Annotated in this window: 18 protein-coding genes; 7 read left to right on the top strand and 11 right to left on the bottom strand. The window is 70.3% G+C overall.

The features are described 5' to 3' along the window. Positions 1-118 precede the first annotated feature (118 nt). The 3 genes from D7X74_RS04115 to D7X74_RS04105 all read left to right on the top strand — a co-directional run bounded on the left by D7X74_RS04115 (position 119) and on the right by D7X74_RS04105 (position 5,334). Positions 119-2,866 (top strand): YncE family protein, encoded by a 2,748-nt coding sequence (locus D7X74_RS04115; protein ID WP_120531593.1) that lies wholly within the window; start codon positions 119-121, stop codon positions 2,864-2,866. Positions 2,867-3,059: 193 nt separating this feature from the next. After that, positions 3,060-4,388 (top strand): magnesium transporter, encoded by a 1,329-nt coding sequence (gene mgtE, locus D7X74_RS04110; protein WP_120531592.1) that lies wholly within the window; start codon positions 3,060-3,062, stop codon positions 4,386-4,388. Between the two features lie 37 nt (positions 4,389-4,425). Next, positions 4,426-5,334, top strand: a complete 909-nt coding sequence (locus tag D7X74_RS04105; protein ID WP_120531591.1) for a hypothetical protein — start codon at positions 4,426-4,428, stop codon at positions 5,332-5,334. A gap of 22 nt (positions 5,335-5,356) precedes the next feature. Here the strand turns inward: D7X74_RS04105 and D7X74_RS04100 are convergent, their stop codons facing one another. The 3 genes from D7X74_RS04100 to D7X74_RS04090 all read right to left on the bottom strand — a co-directional run bounded on the left by D7X74_RS04100 (position 5,357) and on the right by D7X74_RS04090 (position 7,341). Then, complete coding sequence (locus D7X74_RS04100) at positions 5,357-6,106, bottom strand: SDR family NAD(P)-dependent oxidoreductase (protein ID WP_120531590.1); 750 nt, start codon at positions 6,104-6,106, stop codon at positions 5,357-5,359. A 105-nt stretch (positions 6,107-6,211) separates the two neighbouring features. Further along, a complete protein-coding gene (locus D7X74_RS04095) occupies positions 6,212-7,132 on the bottom strand; it encodes a tetratricopeptide repeat protein (protein ID WP_120531589.1) in 921 nt (306 codons plus the stop codon). Continuing rightward, the gene (locus D7X74_RS04090; RefSeq protein WP_120531602.1) at positions 7,129-7,341 is read right to left on the bottom strand and encodes a hypothetical protein; all 213 of its coding nucleotides are present in this window, start codon (positions 7,339-7,341) and stop codon (positions 7,129-7,131) included. The genes D7X74_RS04095 and D7X74_RS04090 overlap by 4 nt, the downstream gene beginning before the upstream one ends. A gap of 231 nt (positions 7,342-7,572) precedes the next feature. On the opposite strand from D7X74_RS04090, the gene D7X74_RS04085 reads away from it, so the two are divergent. Then, positions 7,573-8,400: an SDR family NAD(P)-dependent oxidoreductase gene (locus tag D7X74_RS04085; RefSeq protein WP_120531588.1), complete on the top strand. Its 828-nt coding sequence runs from the start codon at positions 7,573-7,575 to the stop codon at positions 8,398-8,400. 7 nt (positions 8,401-8,407) lie between these two features. On the opposite strand, the gene D7X74_RS04080 is transcribed toward D7X74_RS04085, so the two are convergent. Further along, the gene (locus D7X74_RS04080; RefSeq protein WP_370450706.1) at positions 8,408-8,830 is read right to left on the bottom strand and encodes a hypothetical protein; all 423 of its coding nucleotides are present in this window, start codon (positions 8,828-8,830) and stop codon (positions 8,408-8,410) included. A 223-nt stretch (positions 8,831-9,053) separates the two neighbouring features. On the opposite strand from D7X74_RS04080, the gene D7X74_RS04075 reads away from it, so the two are divergent. Beyond that, entirely contained in the window at positions 9,054-9,674 is a 621-nt protein-coding gene (locus tag D7X74_RS04075) for a cupin domain-containing protein (RefSeq protein ID WP_233601955.1), read from the top strand. A gap of 3 nt (positions 9,675-9,677) precedes the next feature. Here the strand turns inward: D7X74_RS04075 and D7X74_RS04070 are convergent, their stop codons facing one another. From D7X74_RS04070 to lspA (D7X74_RS04045), 6 genes are all read right to left on the bottom strand, one after another. Next, positions 9,678-10,013, bottom strand: coding sequence for a hypothetical protein (locus D7X74_RS04070; RefSeq protein WP_147446463.1), 336 nt, complete (start codon positions 10,011-10,013; stop codon positions 9,678-9,680). Between the two features lie 15 nt (positions 10,014-10,028). Then, entirely contained in the window at positions 10,029-10,550 is a 522-nt protein-coding gene (locus D7X74_RS04065) for an HAD family hydrolase (RefSeq protein WP_120531586.1), read from the bottom strand. Positions 10,551-10,562: 12 nt separating this feature from the next. Continuing rightward, positions 10,563-11,624: an MXAN_5187 C-terminal domain-containing protein gene (locus D7X74_RS04060; RefSeq protein WP_120531585.1), complete on the bottom strand. Its 1,062-nt coding sequence runs from the start codon at positions 11,622-11,624 to the stop codon at positions 10,563-10,565. A 39-nt stretch (positions 11,625-11,663) separates the two neighbouring features. Beyond that, positions 11,664-12,965: a prolipoprotein diacylglyceryl transferase gene (locus D7X74_RS04055; RefSeq protein ID WP_120531584.1), complete on the bottom strand. Its 1,302-nt coding sequence runs from the start codon at positions 12,963-12,965 to the stop codon at positions 11,664-11,666. A gap of 110 nt (positions 12,966-13,075) precedes the next feature. After that, positions 13,076-13,684, bottom strand: a complete 609-nt coding sequence (gene lspA, locus D7X74_RS04050; protein WP_120531583.1) for a signal peptidase II — start codon at positions 13,682-13,684, stop codon at positions 13,076-13,078. Between the two features lie 32 nt (positions 13,685-13,716). Next, the gene (lspA, locus tag D7X74_RS04045) at positions 13,717-14,349 is read right to left on the bottom strand and encodes a signal peptidase II (protein ID WP_120531582.1); all 633 of its coding nucleotides are present in this window, start codon (positions 14,347-14,349) and stop codon (positions 13,717-13,719) included. 140 nt (positions 14,350-14,489) lie between these two features. On the opposite strand from lspA (D7X74_RS04045), the gene D7X74_RS04040 reads away from it, so the two are divergent. Beyond that, positions 14,490-14,843, top strand: coding sequence for a hypothetical protein (locus tag D7X74_RS04040; RefSeq protein WP_120531581.1), 354 nt, complete (start codon positions 14,490-14,492; stop codon positions 14,841-14,843). Positions 14,844-14,916: 73 nt separating this feature from the next. Here D7X74_RS04040 and D7X74_RS04035 read toward each other — a convergent pair whose 3' ends face one another. Beyond that, positions 14,917-16,248, bottom strand: coding sequence for an endonuclease/exonuclease/phosphatase family protein (locus tag D7X74_RS04035; RefSeq protein WP_120531580.1), 1,332 nt, complete (start codon positions 16,246-16,248; stop codon positions 14,917-14,919). A 255-nt stretch (positions 16,249-16,503) separates the two neighbouring features. Between D7X74_RS04035 and D7X74_RS04030 the strand changes: the two genes are divergently transcribed. Beyond that, positions 16,504-17,265: a Mut7-C RNAse domain-containing protein gene (locus D7X74_RS04030; RefSeq protein WP_120531579.1), complete on the top strand. Its 762-nt coding sequence runs from the start codon at positions 16,504-16,506 to the stop codon at positions 17,263-17,265. Position 17,266: the final 1 nt, after the last annotated feature.

Genomic DNA, 17,266 nt, shown 5'->3' with positions numbered 1-17,266 from the left:
CCTACGAGGTCACCTCTTCCGCTTTTCCGGAATCAGCCCGCAACTTCCCGCGGGCCTCCGGGTTCGACGGGGACGCTCCGGTGTCCCCCCGTCGAACCCCAAGAAAAGTGGAGAGTCCATGCGTGTCATCCGTCTGGCCATGGCGGCGCTGCTGCCATGCCTCGTGCTGTCCGGCCCCGCCCGGGCCGCCGGCTCGTTCGTCAACTGGGAGCATCCGCACGTCCACCCGCTGGACCTGACCCCGGACGGCTTGAAGCTGCTGGCGGTCAACACCGCGGACAACCGGCTGCTCGTCTTCAACGTGGCCGGCACGGGCGAACCGGTGCTCACCGCCACCATCCCCGTGGGCCTGGACCCCGTGTCCGTGCGCGCGCGCAGCAACACCGAGGCGTGGGTCGTCAACCACGTCTCCGACAGCGTCAGCATCGTGGACCTCACCACGCTCAACGTGAAGGCCACGGTGCCCACCGACGACGAGCCCGCGGACGTCATCTTCGCCGGCCTGCCCAAGCGCGCCTTCGTGTCCTGCTCCCAGGCCAACACCGTGCTGGTGGTGGACCCCGCCAACCCCCTCAACGCGCCCACGCGCATCCCCATCGAGGGTGAGGAGCCCCGCGCGCTCGCCACGAACGCGGCCGCCACGGAGGTCTACGTGGCCCTCTTCGAGTCCGGCAACCGCAGCACCGTGCTGGGCGGCGGCAACGCCATGGGCCCCGGCGCGTTTCCGCCCAACGTGGTCAGCAACAGCGTGGGCCCGCACGGCGGCGCCAACCCGCCGCCCAACGCGGGCAGCGCCTTCCAGCCGCCCATGAAGCCCGGCAACCCCACCCCTCCTCCGGTCAGCCTCATCGTGAAGAAGAACGCGGCCGGACGGTGGATGGATGACAACGCCGGGGACTGGACGACGCTCGTCTCCGGCCCCAACGCGTCCTTCTCCGGCCGCCCCTTCGGTTGGGACCTGCCCGACCACGACCTGGCCATCATCAACACCACCCTGCTCGACGTGACGTACGCCTCCGGGCTGATGGCGCACGACATGGCGCTCGCCGTGCACCCCTCCGGCCGCGTCACCGTGGTGGGCACCGACGCCACCAACGAGGTGCGCTTCGAGCCCAACCTCAAGGGCCGCTTCCTGCGCGTCATGGGCGCGTCCGTGGACCCCGGCAACCCCAACACGAACACCACCCGCTTCGACCTGAACCCGCACCTCACCTACACCACCAGCACCGTGCCCCAGGCCATGCGCGACCTGTCGCTGGGCGACCCGCGCGGCATCGTGTGGAACGCCAATGGCAGTCGGGGCTACATCACCGGCATGGGCTCCAACACCGTCGCGGTGGTGGACGCCACCGGCGCGCGCATCACCCAGTTCCCCGTGGGTGAAGGCCCCACGGGCATCGTCATCGAGCCGTCCGGCTGGCGCCTGTTCGTGCTCGACAAGTTCGCCTCCACCCTCTCCGTGGTGAACACCGCCACGAACATGGAGGTGGCGCGGGTGCCCTTCTTCGACCCGACCCCCATCCCCATCCGGATGGGACGCCCGCACCTGTACGACACGCACAAGACCTCCGGCCTGGGCCACATCGCGTGCGCGTCCTGTCACATCGACGCGCGGACGGATGGACTGGCGTGGGACCTGGGAGACCCGGCCGGCGACATGAAGTCCCCCACCGGGCAGAACCTGGGCATGGGCCTGCCCGTGCTCAGCACGGGCTTCCAGTCCTGGCACGCGATGAAGGGGCCCATGACGACCCAGACGTTCCAGGACATCATCGGCAAGGAGCCGCTGCACTGGAGAGGCGACCGCGAGGGCATCGAGGCCTTCAACCCCGCCTTCATGTCCCTCAACGGCGACGACGTGCAGCTCACCGTGAATGAGATGCAGCAGTTCGAGAACTTCCTCGCCACGCTCACCTTCCCGCCCAATCCCTACCGCGCGCTGGACAACTCGCTGCCCACGCGCGTGCCCCTGCCCGGCCACTTCACCACCGGCCGCTTCGGCCCCGCGGGCCAGCCCCTTCCGGACGGCAACGCGGTGCGCGGGCTGAACCTGTTCCGGCCGCCCCGGCTGCTCGACAACAACCTGGTGGCCTGCTCCACCTGCCACACACTGCCCACGGGCCTGGGCCCGGACATGTCCTGGAACGGCAACCGCTACGTGCCCCTTCCCGTGGGCCCCAACGGCGAGCACCACCTGGGCCTCGTCGCCATGGATGGCTTCACCAACGTGACCATGAAGGTGCCCCAACTGCGCAACCTCTACGAGAAGGCGGGCATGAACCTCACCCAGACGGTGAGCCAGTCCGGCTTCGGCGTCATCCACGACGGCAGCGTGGACACCATCGAGCGCTTCCTCTCCGAGCCCGTGTTCGCCTTCCAGAGCGACCAGGAGCTGGCGGACATGGTGGCCTTCATGCTGGCCTTCTCCGGCTCGGAGCTGCCCACGGGCTCCAACACCCGCCTGATGGAGCCGCCCGGCCCCCCGAGCCAGGACACGCACGCGGCGGTGGGCCAGCAGGTGACGCTCACCACCGCCAGCCCCACGGCCGCGCAGCAGCTGCGGCTCACCGCCTTCCTGTCCCTGGCGGACGCGGGCAAGGTGGGCGTGGTGGTGAAGGGCCGGCAGGGGGGCATGGCCCGAGGCTTCACCTACGTGGGCGGCAACAGCTTCCAGTCCGACCGGGCCACCCAGACGGTGAGCACCTCCCTGCTGCGCACACTGGCCTCCGCCGGCAGTGAGCTGACCTGGACCGTGGTGCCCAAAGGAACCGAGCGTCGCATCGGCATCGACCGGGACGAGGACGGCGTGTTCGACCAGGACGAGCTGGACCACGGCACCCGGCCGGACGACCCGAACCACCCCTGAGACAGGCCGCGAAGGCAGACAGGCCCCCGGGCCATGAGGCCGTGGCCCGGGGGGCGATGGACGGACCAGGCAGGCGGGCGAAGTTTCAGGGCGATGTTTCGCGCCTTCCACTCGCCGCGCCCTCCTCGGGGGTGTAGAGAGGCCGGCGCGCCGCGCATCGAAGCGCGCGCGCCCTCCCCTTCCGAGGCACTTCATGGTGGAGAGTCCCCAGAGCCAGAACGCGTTGTCCCCCGACGAGCTCCACGAGGCCTGGGCCGTGCTGTCCGTGGACGAGCGCCTGGAAGGCTTCCGCCTGCTGCCCCCGGCGGTGGCGGACGACTTCTTCCTCGGGCTGTCCGCGCGAGAGCAGGCCGAGCTCATCCTGACCCTGCCGCAGGGCGAGCGCCGCACCTGGGTGCGCCTGCTGCCCCCGGACGACCTGGCCGACCTGGTCCAGGCGGTGGAGCCCGAACAGGTCAACGCCATCCTGTCGCAGTTGGACGACGCCAGCCGCCGCGAGGTGAACATCCTCCTGGCCTACGCGGAGGACGACGCCGGCGGTCTGATGAACCCGCGCTTCGCCCGCGTGCGCCCGGACATGAGCATCGACGAGGCCATCGGCTACCTGCGCAAGCAGGCGCGCGAGCGGGTGGAGACCGTCTATTACGCCTACGTGCTGGACACCGAGCAGCGCCTGCAGGGCGTGCTGTCCCTGCGCCAGCTCTTCCAGGCCGCGCCGGACAAGCGCGTGGCGGACGTCATGCAGCGCGACGTCATCACCGTGGCGGAGAACACCGACCAGGAGGCCGTCAGCCGCACCTTCTCCGAACACAGCTTCATGGCCATGCCGGTGGTGGACGAGGCCCAGCGCATGAAGGGCATCGTCACGGTGGACGACATCGTGGACGTGGTGCAGGAGGAGGCCACGGAGGACATCCAGAAGGTCGGCGGCATGGAGGCCCTGGACGCGCCGTACTTCGACGTGGGTTTCCTGGCGATGCTCAAGAAGCGCGCCGGCTGGCTGATGGTGCTCTTCCTGGGGGAGATGCTCACCGCCACGGCGATGGGCTACTTCGAGCATGAGATCGCGCGCGCCGTCGTGCTGAGCCTCTTCATCCCGCTCATCATCAGCTCGGGCGGCAACTCCGGCAGCCAGGCCACCACGCTCATCATCCGCGCGCTGGCGCTGTCGGAGATGCGGCTGAAGGACTGGTGGCGCGTGGCCCGGCGGGAGCTGGGCACGGGGCTGGCGCTGGGCTCGGTGCTGGGGCTCGTGGGCTTCATCCGCGTGATGGTGTGGCAGGCGCTGTTCCACAGCTACGGGGACCATGCGGTGGTCATCGGCCTCACCGTGGGCGTGTCGCTGGTGGGCGTGGTCCTGTTCGGCACGCTGTCCGGGTCCATGCTGCCGTTCATCCTGAGGCGCGTGGGCTTCGACCCCGCGAGCGCGTCCGCGCCCTTCGTGGCCACGCTGGTGGACGTGACAGGACTCGTCATCTACTTCACGGCGGCCAGCCTCTTCCTGCGCGGCACCCTGCTGTAATCCGCGACGCTGCGCCCCCAGGCTCGGAGGCCGTTCCATGATCGTCACCACCCCGCGGCGCACGCTGACCCTGACGGACCCGCCCGGCCATGTCGCCGCCGCCAGCGGGCTGGTGCGCGTGGGGGACTGGCTCTACGTGGTCGCGGACGACGCGCTCCACCTGGCCGTGTTCCCCGCCACCGGGGACGCGCCGGGCCACTCCGTGCGCCTGTTTCCCGGAGAGCTTCCCGACGAGCACTCGGCACGCAAGGCAGCCAAGCCCGACCTGGAGGCGCTGTGCCGGCTGGGCCCCTCCGCCGCGTTCGCGCACGGCGCGCTGCTGGCGCTGCCCTCGGGTTCGACGCCGGTGCGGCGCCGGGCGTCGGTGCTGCCCCTGAACGCGGACGGGACGCTGGCGGGGCCGCCGCGCACGGTGGACTGCACGGGGCTCTACGTGCAGTTGGAGCGCGAGCTGGTGGCGCTCAACGTGGAAGGCGCGGCGGTGACGGGCAGGTTCCTGCGGCTGCTCAACCGGGGCAACGGCGAGGGCGGCGTGGACGCGCTGGTGGACCTGGACCTGGACCGCGTGCTGGGCGGCGTGGACGCGGGCGCGCTGGGGCCGGCGGCGGTGCGCACCGTGCGCCGGTGGGAGCTGGGGGAGGCCAACGGCGTCCGGCTGTCCTTCACGGACGCGTCCGCGCTGCCGGATGGACGCGTGGTGTTCACCGCCACGGCGGAGGACTCGCGCGACCGCGTGGCGGATGGGCCGGTGAAGGGCTCCGCGGTGGGCGTGCTCGCGCCGGATGGGACGCCGGTCTACTTGGACGCGGTGGACGCGGGCGTGAAGCTGGAGGGCGTGGACGCGCGCGTGGAGGGCGGCCGCATCCACCTGCTGCTGGTGGCGGACGCGGACGACCCTTCGGTGCCCGCGCCGCTCCTGGAAGCAGTCCTTCCCGTACCGGGCTGAAGCGGGGCCCGGGCGTCGGACTTCAGCCCTGGCGCTTCACCGGCAGCGCGCCGAAGGACTGCGCCACCGGCATCATCGACACGATGTTGATGTTCACGTGCGCGGGCCGCGAGGCCACCCAGTGCACCGTGTCCGCGATGTCCTCCGGCGTGAGCGGCTGCGTGTTCGCGTACATGGACGCGGCGCGGGCGTCATCACCCCGGAAGCGCACGTTGGAGAACTCCGTGCCGCCCAGGAGCCCCGGCTCGATGTCCGTCACGCGCACCGACGTGCCGTGCAGGTCCGCGCGCAGGTTCAGGCTGAACTGGTGCACGAACGCCTTCGTCGCGCCGTACACGTTGCCGCCCGGATAGGGGAACTCCCCCGCGACGGAGCCGATGTTGATGACGTGGCCCCGGTCGCGCGCCACCATGCCCGGCAGCGCCGCGCGCGTGCAGTACAGGAGCCCCTTGACGTTGGTGTCCACCATCACGTCCCAGTCCTCCAGCCGCGCCGTCTGCGCGGGGTCCAACCCCAGCGCGAGCCCCGCGTTGTTGACCAGCACGTCCACCTGCGCGAAGTCCGCGGGCAGCGACTCGAAGGCCTGCTGCACGGCCGCCCGGTCCGTCACGTCCAGCGTCACCGGCAGGAGCCTTTCGCCCAGCTCGGCCTTCAGCGCGTCCAGCCGCTCGCCCCGGCGCCCGGTGGCGATGACGCGCGCGCCTTCCTTCACGAAGCGGCGCGCGACGGCCAGCCCGATGCCCGCGGTGGCCCCTGTCACCAGCACGTTCATGTGATTCCTCCCACGAGAGAGATGCCCGGCCCGACAGGGCCCGGCCTCGCCGTTACATGGCATGCGTGGGAGGACGGCGCACGCGAATGCGCCCGCCAGCCGGCTTCAGTCCCCGCGGTCGCGGGCGGCTTCCTCGGCGGTGCCTCCCATGGCTTCCACGGAGGTGCGGGCCTGCTTGGCGCGGTCGAACGCCACTTCCTTCTTGCCGATGCCTTCGACCGTGAGGTTCGCCAGCCGGCGGCGTGCCCTCACGATGGCGTCCTGCACGAGCGTCGGATCCGGGTGCGTCTTGAGCGTCTCCACCCAGGTCTCGATGGCCTTCTCGTTGTCGCCCGCGTCCGCGCGCAGCTTGCCCATCTCGAAGAGGGCGTGCGGCGCCAGCTCCGAGTCCGGGAAGCGCGAGCGCAGGTCCGCGAAGGTGCGCAGCGCTTCCTGCCGCTTGCCCTCCATCATGGCCAGCGCCTGGGCCTGGAGGTAGATGGAGTCGTCCACGTACACGCTGGTGGCGAAGCGCTCGGGCAGCTTGCGCGCCTCCAGCTCGCACTGCGGATAGTCCGCCAGCTCGAAGTAGAGCTTGGCCACCTGGTACTGGAGCTCCGCGCCCTGCGGCGGGTTGCGGTGCAGCGCGGCGGTGAGCTGGTCGATGGAGCCGCGCAGGTCGCGGTAGTGCACCCGCAGCAGCTCCGCCAGGATGATGCGCGCGTCCAGCGCCTCCGGGGACTCCGGGCACTGCTGGATGAGCTGGCGGTAGACGGACACCGCCTCCTTCACCTTGCGCTGCTCCAGCCAGTACACGTCCGCGGCGCCCTTGAGGGCCCGGGCGCGCATCACCAGCGCCTCCGGTGCCTCGTCGCGCAGGAGCATGTCGTACGCCTTGCGGTACTCCACCAGCGCTTCGTCCGGACGCTTCTCGAAGATGGCGTCACGCGCGCGCTGCATGTGGTCCACCGGCTTGTCGCGGCAGCCCGTGACGGCCAGCGTCCCCACCGCGAACGCGAACACCCAGCGTCGGGCTGCCTGCTTCATTCGCACGACTCCGGGATGAGGCGCACGCAGCGCGTCTCGTCGCAGCGCACGCATTCACGCTCCGAGGACACGTCCGTGACGCACACGGAGACGCGCGAGGTGCGGGGGCAGTCCTCGGACGTGACACAACGGTAGAGACTCCCGTCGGTCCGGGTGATGTCCACGGACGTGGAGCCGCAGGACTCCAGGTTGTTGCATCCCAGGAGCATGGCCGACACCACCGCCAGAGCTCCGAACCAGGCGCATTGCACGGCCTGCGTTCTAGCCAACTTCCGCCCCCGGGTCACGAATCGTGCGCCCGCCTGCCCGCTCGTCGGGAAACGTGAGGCCGCCCCCCCGGGCCCTTCCGGGCGCATGGCCACTCCCTCACCCGGCGTGCTAGCCCTGTCGCGTCACGACGTTCCACGCCGCCCCATCACCGGGTCAGGAGCCTTGAAACCATGAGCCTTCCCTCTCGTCCCCGCGCGGTGGTGACCGGTGCCGGCAGTGGCCTGGGCCGCGCGCTGTGTGAAGCCCTGGCGGCCCGTCAGGCGCGGGTCGTGGTGTCGGACGTGGACCCGGCCACCGCGGAGGAGACCGCCCGCCGCGTCACCGAACGGGGCGGCGAAGCGCGCGTGTTCCCGTGCGACGTCACGGACCCCGAAGCGGTGGAGGCCCTGGCGCGCGCCGCGGACGACGCGTTCGGCGGCGTGGACCTGCTCGTCAACAACGCGGGCGTGGGCGCGGCGGGGGACGTGGGAGAGCTGCCGCTCGCCGAGTGGCGGCGCGTGCTGGACGTGAACCTGTGGGGCGTCATCCACGGCTGCCACAGCTTCGTGCCGCGCCTGCGCAAGCAGGGCACCGGACACGTGCTCAACATCGCGTCCGCCGCGGGGCTCATCTTCGCGCCGCACCTGGCGGCCTACAACGCGTCCAAGGCCGCCGTGGTCGCGCTGTCGGAGACGCTCTACGCGGAGCTGAGGCCGCTGGGCCTGGGCGTCACGGTGGCGTGTCCCACGTTCTTCCGGACGAACATCGCAGCGTCGGCGCGCTATTCGGATCCGACGCTGAAGGGCATGGGCGCGAAGCTGGTGGATGGCTCGAAGGTGGGACCGGAGCTGGTCGCCGCGCGGTTGCTCACGGCCGTGGACCGGAACGCACCGCACGTGCTGCCCATGATGGATGCGCGCTGGTTCTGGCGCATGCGCCGGTGGATGCCCGGCCTGTTCCTCCACGGCGTCATCGCGGTGGACAAGCACTTCCGCGCGCGCCTGGCGCGCGGAGGCTGAGCGGACTTCAGTTGCTGCGCTGCGAGGACGCCTTGCCGGAGGTGAGCACGGAGGTGTCCACGGACGCCATCGAGTTGCGCTGCTTGACGGTGCGCGCCTTCTGGTCCTGCTTGTCGTAGTGCTTCATGATGGCGGCGAGGTGCGCGTCCGCCACCTTGCACTGGACGACGCTGACCTCCTGGTGACGCCGCCCCAGCTCGCTCCACATCGCGAGCCGGCCCTGGCTGCCCATGAGCCGGTCCTCGACCGCGTCCAGGGCCTGGTCCATCTGCTTGCCTTCGGCCTCCAGCACCGCGAGCCGCGCTTCGGCGTCTTCCGGCGTCGGCCCCCCGCATCCGGTGGACACCACGGCGAGCCCCACGACCGCTGTCAGTCCGAGCCACATCCGCCGCATCCCCACGTCGCCTCCCAGGTGGTTCGGGTCGTCCACCGACCGTCAGGCAGCGCAAGGTAGGAACGGCCTCCGGGAGCGACAACCTGGACTCACGATGGGGGAGCAGGCTTTTTCAGGAACGAACGTTTGGGCCATTTACCCATCCCTCCGGTTTGACGATGAGTCAGAAGGGCCCCCGTTCCAGCGTTGCGCAGCCCCCGGACCCTTCACAGGTTGGCACTGTCATGTTCGCGGTCCGACGCCGCGAGGGAGGTGCGTGATGAAGGACTTCCGCAAGCCGAAGGACTCCCACACGCCGGGCGCTTCACGGTGGATGTCCGTGGGTGCGGTCGCGGGTGCTGCGCTGTCGCTCGCCTCGGCCGGCGCGCACGCGGAAGCCCCGGAGCCCACGCGGCTCTTGTTCAAGGACGACGGGCAGGTGCCCAACAGCCGCTTCCCGGTGCTGGTGTACCGCGCGGTGTTCGCGAAGGAAGGCGACGTGGCCGCGGCGTTCGAGCAGCGCTTCGCCGCCAACGGCTGGCCGCCGCAGTGGCGCTCCAGCGTCTACGACTTCCACCACTACCACTCCACCGCGCACGAAGTGCTGGGCGTGGCGAAGGGCACCGCGAAGCTGATGCTCGGCGGTGAAGCGGGACAGGTCGTCAGCGTGCAGGCGGGGGACGTGGTGGTGCTGCCCGCGGGCACCGGCCACAAGCGCGTGGAGTCGAGCGGCGACTTCCTCGTCGTGGGTGCGTATCCGCGGGGGCACGGCCAGTGGGACCTGCAGCGGCCGGATGCGAAGACACACGACGCGTCGGTGAAGCGCATCGCGCAGGTGCCCGTGCCTTCCAGCGACCCCGTCACCGGGAAGGACGGCGCGGTGCCGCGCTCCTGGAAGTAACCGTCACGACTCCGGCGACGGAGTGCCAGCGTCGGCGGGGAACAGGCGTCCACCGTCGGCGGGAGGCATCGGATCCCGGAACTCGAAGTGGAAGGTGTAGGGCACGTCCAGCGGCTTGCCGTTGTACGTGACGGGCTTGTACTCGCGGGACTGGATGTGGCCAATGAGCTCGCGGACCTGCTCGGGAGAGAGGGCCGCATCCCACTTGCGGGCCTGGCAGTTCTCCGCCCGTCCCAGCTTCGTGATGATGCACTCCACGACCGCGCGTGCCTTCACGGGCCGCGTGCTCGCGCAGCCCGCGAGCACCACGAATCCCGCCAACAACATCCCCCTCTTCATGCGGTGCTTCCTTCTTCAAGGCACCGGGGCGATGCGCGCCCGGTGCTTCAGGATGAACTCACACACCTCGCGCGCGGCGCCGAAGCCCGCGGCGCGCTGGGCCACGTAGTGCACCTTGGAGCGCACCTCGTCCGGGGCCTCGGGCACGGTGGCGGAGAAGCCCACCGCGTTGAGCAGCGGCAGGTCCACGACCTCATCCCCCATATAGCCGCAGTGCTCGGCGGACACGTTGAGGATGCCCAATAGCTTCTCGAAGTGCGCCACCTTGTCGTTGCTGCCGAAGTGCACGTGGCGCAAGCCCAGCGACTGCATGCGCATCTGCGCGGACAGGCTGTCGCCGCCGGAGATGGCGGCCACCTCGATGCCCACTTCCTGGAGGCGCTTGATGCCCATGCCGTCGCGCACACTGTACATCTGCGTCCACCCGGAGTTGGGCACCCAGAAGATGCGGCCGTCGGTGAGCGTGCCGTCGATGTCGAAGATCATCACCGACAGGCGCGCCACCCGCGCCTTGAGGGATTCCAGGTCCTGGTTCATCGCGCGCGACCCCTACTTGGGCACGGCCTTGAGCGAGGCCTTGCCGTCCTTGATGACGACCTTGAACTCCACGGCCTTCGCATTGTGCTGCTTGAGCAGCTCCGGCACCTGCTTGCGCAGCGTGGCCGCCACCGACTCGTAGGACAGCTTGGACGTGTCCTCCTGGCAGCGGCGCTTCGCGGTGACATACGCGTCGTACACCGCGCGCAGCTTGTCGTCGGACATCCCGCCACCCGGGCCGGCAGCAGCAGGCCGGGGTGCGGCGGCGGCAGCAGCCACGGGACGCGCGGTAGCACCCGCCGCCGGGGGCGCGGACTTCGCGGCCATGCCCGGAGGCACGGCAGGACGTCCGGCGACGGGCGTGCCCCCGGCCACCGCGGGCACCGCGGGCGTCAGGGAAGGCAGCTTCGTGGCGCCGGCCACCGCTGGAACGGCGGGGGTCCCCCGGAACGGCGTGCCACCGGCGGGCGCCACCGGGGCGGTGATGGGAGCCACCGCGGGCGTCCCCCGGAACGGCGTTCCTGATGCCGCCACCGCGGGCACCACGGGCTCGTTGATGGGACGGCCGGGGACCTTGGGCTCGTTGATGGGACGGCGGCCCGTCAGCTCTTCAATCTCCTCGATCTCCATGTCGGAGATCTCCTCCGGCAGCTCCACCACGTCCTTGCGGCGCTCACCGGCGGCGGCGGGCTTCTTCTGGGCCTCGGAGCGACGGCGGGCCTTGGCCAGGTCGCGGTGGTAGGTGCCGGCTTCGATCTCCTGGATCGTGCGCACCCACAGTCGCTCATAGGTGAGGAACTTGTTGTGGATGGTCTGCACGCGGAACTTCACCGACGTGCTGCGCACGAAGGCGCCCTTGAGGCGGATCATCCGCTTCTTCAGGTCCTCGTGCGCGCGGATGGGCGCCTGCCGCTCCATGCCCAGGAAGTACTGCTCGTAGGTGTGGCGCAGCTCCGCGAGCTCCGCCTCCAGCGCCTCACACTCCTGAAGGGCGGCTTCGCTGGAGGAGCTGGCGTCCTGCGCGGACCGGGCCCCACCTTTGTTGGCGGACCGGGCGTTATCGGGCGGCGGCATGTATCGGGAGTGTCCTCAACCCGGGGCCTGCTCGCAACCTCAGGCCGCCGACGGTGTCGGTCCCAGGCCAGCGGCCTCACCCGCCGGTCGGTGGCGCGCCAGCAGGATGGCACCAAAGGTGAACATGCACAGGGAGATGAACTGGCTGGTGGACACGTTGTACCAGGCCTCCAGGGGCACGGCCGCCGCCAGCCCTTGGGCCCCCAGCGACTCCAGCAGGCCGTGCAGGGTGCCGCGCTCCACGTCGCCCCGGAACAGCTCCACCGTGGTGCGCAGGACGGCGTAGGCCATCAGCCAGAGGGCGAAGATGTGCCCGTGGAAGCGGCGGAAGCGGCGCGCGTACAAGAGCGCCACGAAGAGCCCCAGCTGTCCCACCGACTCGAAGAGCTGCGTGGGGTACACCGGCAGCGTGGTGCCGTGCTGGACCACCCAGTCGGAGATGCGCACCGCGCCCGGCGCCGCCTGGTGGAGCACCTGCCCGGTGGCCTCCACGACGAAGCGGTCATCCCCCGCCTGGGAGCCGTAGGCCAGGCTGGACGCGTGCCCCAGCCGGCCGAACAGGTCCTGGGCCAACCCGGCGCCAGGGAAGGTCACCCCGGTGTGGGAGTGGCTGCCCGCCATGTCCCCCCAGCAGCAGCCGGCGGAGAAGCACCCCAGGCGCCCCAGGCACTGGCCCAGCGACACGGTGGGGATGCACACATCCGCCAGCCGCAGGAAGTCCAGGTCGTACTTCCGGGCGAACAGGTACGCCGCCAGCCCCGCGCCGATGAGGCCGCCGTAGAACACCAGCCCGCCGCCCAGCGAGAACGCCTGCGTCCAGTCCTTCGCGTAGTCCTGCCAGTTCACCATCACGAACAGCACGCGGCTGCCCACCAGCCCGCCGACGAGCACCCAGAACGCCAGGTCCATCACCTGCTCGCGCTTCTTGGGGCCCTCCGTATCCACGAAGCCCCGGCCCGGCACCGCGGTGACCCGGCGCCACTCGTCCTGCGCCAGCCGCCCCGCCACCGCCACCGCGCAACTGAACCCGGCGGCCAGGAGCACGCCGTAGGTGTGCAGCGGGATGCCCTCGCCCTTGCCGCCCGGGAAGGCGTCCGCGGGCAGCGCGTACATCAAGCCGAAGTACGCCAGCGCCAGCCCGATGGCGGCGAAGCCCCCCGCGCGCAAGAGCTTGTCCTGGAGCGACGCGGGCGCGGCCTTGTCCGTCTTCGCGTCCACCGGCCCCACCGCGCCCTGCCAGCCATTGTAGGCGATGGAGGACACCACCCCCACCGCGACGGCGTACAGCAGGAGCTGCATCCAGAGGCTGGTGAAGGACAGGCGCAGGAGGACGGGGATCATGGGGACCTTGGCCAGGCGGCGAGAAGGCGAACCGCGCCCGGAAACGGCGGGGACAACCAGAGCGGCCGGGCGGGACATTCCCGCGCACCGGCCACGCACCACAGCAGGCGTCAGGCCTTGGCGGGCTCGGAGGAGGGCTTCTCCTTGCGGACGAAGGCGTCCACCACGAGCATGCCCACGCCGATGCAGATGGCCGCGTCCGCGACGTTGAACGACGGCCAGGCGGCCTTGTCGTACCAATGCGCTTCCAGGAAATCGATGACGAAGGCCCGGGCCAAACGGTCGATGTAGTTGCCCAGCGCGCCGCCCAGCACCAGCGGCAGGCCCCACAGCGCCCACTTCTCCGCGGGGTCCGTGCCGGTGAGCTTCCGGAAGTAGAAGAAGATGAGCAGCACCGCGCCCAGGCTCACCAGGTGGAAGAGCGGGCCGCGGACGTTGGGGGGCAGGTCGCGGAACATGCCCCACGCGGCGCCCGGGTTCTCCGCGTAGCGCAGGCGGAAGAAGTCATCCACCACCTCCACGTGCCTGCGCGGCTGGAAGTGCAGGCCGTAGCGGCCGGCCGCCTCCGCGGGCGAATACATCGCGCCCAGGCGCTGGCCCAGCGTGGTGGCCCCGTCGAAGCGGGTGGTGAGGTCCCGCACGACCAGGTACTTCGTCCACTGGTCCAGCACGATGACGCCCAGCGTGAGGGCGAGGAGGATGACGTATTTGCGCGGCACGGGGACGGCTTATACCAGCCCACCCCGGCCCGTCACGGCTGAGGGCTCTGGGGGGTGAGCGGCGGGGTGGAGACGGGCTCCGGCCGGCGCACCCACACGGAGTCCAGCAGCATCAGCGCCACGCCCACCACGATGGCCGCGTCCGCCACGTTGAACGTGGGCCAGCGCATGCCCGGCTGGTTGCGCCAGTGCCAGTCGATGAAGTCGATGACGTAGCCCCGGATGAGCCGGTCCACGAAGTTGCCCAGCGCGCCGCCGGTGATGAGCGCCAGCGCCAGCCGCACCGACTTCTGGGACGCCTCCGTGCGGCGGTACAGCACCAGGATGAACGCCAGCGCCGCCAGGCTCACCACGTGGAAGAACGCCTTGCGCGCGGTGTCCGGCAGGTTGGCGAACATGCCCCACGCCGCGCCCGGGTTCTCCACGTAGCGGAAGTGCCAGTAGTCCTCGATGAAGCGGTACGGCCGGGTGTTGCGCCGGAACTCGCCCTCCTTCGGAGGGTCGTTGTCCAGGTTCTGCTCGCTCAGGAAGCCGGACACGCGCGCCATGCCCTCGCGGCCATCCAGGGCTTCCGTCAGCCGGGACACGGCCAGGTACTTGGTCACCTGATCCGCCGCGAGCACGGCGAGGACCACGACGAGGAGGAGGCGGAGGGAGGCTTTCATGCGGTGTCCGACCTCTATCGCGCCCCCGGGAGCCCTGACAACCCGGGGCCCTCAAGGCGCCCGCCGGGCCGCCTGCCCGAACACTCCCGGATGTCGCCGGTTTCGGGCATGGTGCGCCCATGGCGCCTGTTGAGCCCGACGTGAAACCTTCCACTCCCGACATTGCCCCACCCGGAACCACCACGGCCCCGGCGACGAAGCCGTCGCTGATGGCGCGCTTCAAGGCGCTGATGGTGGATTACGGCCCGCTGGCCATCGCGGTGAACTACGTCATCTTCGGCCTGGTCATCGTGGGCTTCTGGGCGGCCATCCGCGCGGGCTTCCGGCCGGAGAGCACCGGGGCGCAGGCGGGCGCCTGGGGGGCGGCCTACATCGCGTCGCAGGCGGTGAAGCCGTTGCGGCTGGCGGCGGTGTTCGTGCTCACGCCGCTCATTGCTCGCATCCCGCCGGTGGCGCGCTTCCTGGCGAAGAACAAGCACAAGTGGAGCTTCTGAAGCGCTTCTGAAGGCGAGGACCCCGGCCGGACACCGAAGGACTTCCGGTGCCCGGCCGTGTCGCGTCCGCCGGCTAGAAGTTGGGCGTGAGGAAGTCCTTCACCACGCCCATGTGCTGCATGTTGGAGGCGCCGCTGTCACTGGACAGCGCCGGGTAGATCTCCGACAGCGGCGTGTAGACGCGGCTGTCGAGCACGAGCCCGTTGGCGAAGCTGCTGGCGCCAATCACGGTGGGCACGCGGTACTGGTACAGGTCGTTGTCCACGAGCACGTGGTCGTAGGGCTTGCTGCGGCTCGCGTTGGTGCCGTCCTTGTTGTTCTTGTCCACCGGGTGCGGCCCCACGGTCGTCACCACCTGCTTGAAGGTGGTGAGGCAGGACTCGGAGCGGCTGTCGGTGTTGAAGTCGCCGCCGATGGTCAGGTAGTCGGACTCACGGACATTGTCCTTGATGAACTTCACCAGGTTGGTGGCCTCCGTGTTGCGGACGCCAGAGCCGCTGGTGAGCAGGTGCACGCTGACGGCCCAGAGATCGTGCGGCCCCGGGATGTCGATGCGCGCCCAGGCGAAGTCACGGTTGGACACCTGCGTGTCCTTCCACTCGCCGGACTCGATGATGGGGAAGCGGCTGATGATGCCGTTGGGGATCTGCGCGCCGGTCTCGCGGTAGTACGAGAAGCTCGGGCCGAAGGTCGTGTCGACCATCTCGCGGATGTCCGCCGTGGAGTTCGCCTTGTAGTTGAACTCCTGGATGAGCACGACGTCGGGCTTCACGCCCTGCATCAGCCGGATGCCGTGACCCTGGTCGTAGTCCTGGCCGTTACCGCTGGTGATGTTGGCCGCCATGATGCGGATCTTCGTGTAGCCAGCATCGGAGTCCGAACCACCGTCCGTGGTGCCCGCGTCGCCTGAGCCCGCGTCCGTGGTGCCAGCGTCCGTGGTGCCAGCGTCCCCGGAGCCCGCGTCGACCGTGGTGCCCGCGTCGACCGTGGTGCCAGCGTCCCCGGAGCCCGCGTCGACCGTGGTGCCCGCGTCGACCGTGGTGCCTGCATCCACCGTGGTGCCTGCATCCACCGTGGTGCCAGCGTCGACCGTGGTGCCCGCATCCACCGTGGTGCCCGCATCGACCGTGGTGCCCGCATCCACCGTGGTGCCAGCGTCGCTCTCGGAGCCCGCATCGGCGTCGGGGCCCGCGTCGATCGAGCGACCGCCGTCCTCTCCGCCGCCGCCCGCATCGACCGTGCTGCTGCCGGCATCCGTCCCGGTCCCCGCGTCGTTCTGGGTTCCTGCATCCACCGAGGTCCCGGAGTCCGGAGGCCTCGTCGGCTCATCACCCGGACCGCAGGCGGTCGCCAGGGTCCCCACCGCCACGAGGGCGCGGAGAAACGGGGGGAGCTTCATCGACATACGGGAACCTGAATCCTTGCTTCCGAGGGGGACGAGGGGCTGACCCGTCGGCTTCGGCGCGCCGACTGGCGCGTGATTATAGAAGTTTGCAGGGTGGCTGTCCCATGACCGCCCGTGAGGTTTTTGCTGCTCCTTTCGCAGAATCCGAGAGCCCCCATCCGCATGTATCTGCGGAAGGCTTGAATTCAAGGAAAGGCATCGCCACAACAGGCAACGACGCAGCGATACAACGCAGCGGGACGTGAGGAGTCCACGATGTCAGCACGGCAGCTCACGGTGCGTTTCCACGGCGCACTGAACGACTTCCTCGCGCCGGAGCGCCGGGGCGTGGCGTTCACGCATGCCCTGCAGGGTAGCCCTTCGGTGAAGGACCTCATCGAGTCATTGGGGCCGCCGCACCCGGAGGTGGACGTGGTGTTGGTGGACGGCGAAGCGGTGGGCTTCGAGCACCGGGCGCAACCGGACACGAGCCTCGTCGTCTACCCCGCACTCCAGGCGCCCGGTGTTCCCCCGGAGGCGCGCGTGGGACCGCCGCTCCCGGAGATGCCTCGCTTCGTGCTGGACGTGGGCCTGGGGCGGCTGTCGGGCTTCCTGCGGATGCTCGGCTTCGACACCCTGTGGCGCAACGACTTCGCGGATGATCATCTGGCGCGCTTGTCACGCCAGGAGTCGCGCGTGCTGCTCACGCGCGACCTGGGCGTGCTCAAGCGTTCGGAGGTGGTGCACGGCTACTTCCCGCGCGCCACGGATCCCGCGCACCAGTTGGTGGAGGTGGTGCGCCGCTACGAATTGACGTCGCGCATGCGGCCCTTCAGCCGCTGCATGGCCTGCAACGCGCCGCTGTCCACCGCCACGCCGGACGAGGTGCAGGGCCGCGTCCCCGAAGGCGTGGCCGGACGCCACTCCCACTTCCGCCAGTGTCCCGGCTGTCAGCGCGTCTTCTGGCCCGGCACCCACCACGACCGCATGCAGGCCCTGGTGGACACGCTGCGAAGGCTGGAGGCCGTCGGCACCTGAA

This window comes from Corallococcus sp. CA047B, from assembly GCF_003612065.1.
Lineage (GTDB): Bacteria > Myxococcota > Myxococcia > Myxococcales > Myxococcaceae > Corallococcus > Corallococcus praedator.
The sequence above is the reverse complement of the archived record's forward strand: the minus strand, read 5'-3'. Positions and strand labels throughout refer to the sequence as shown.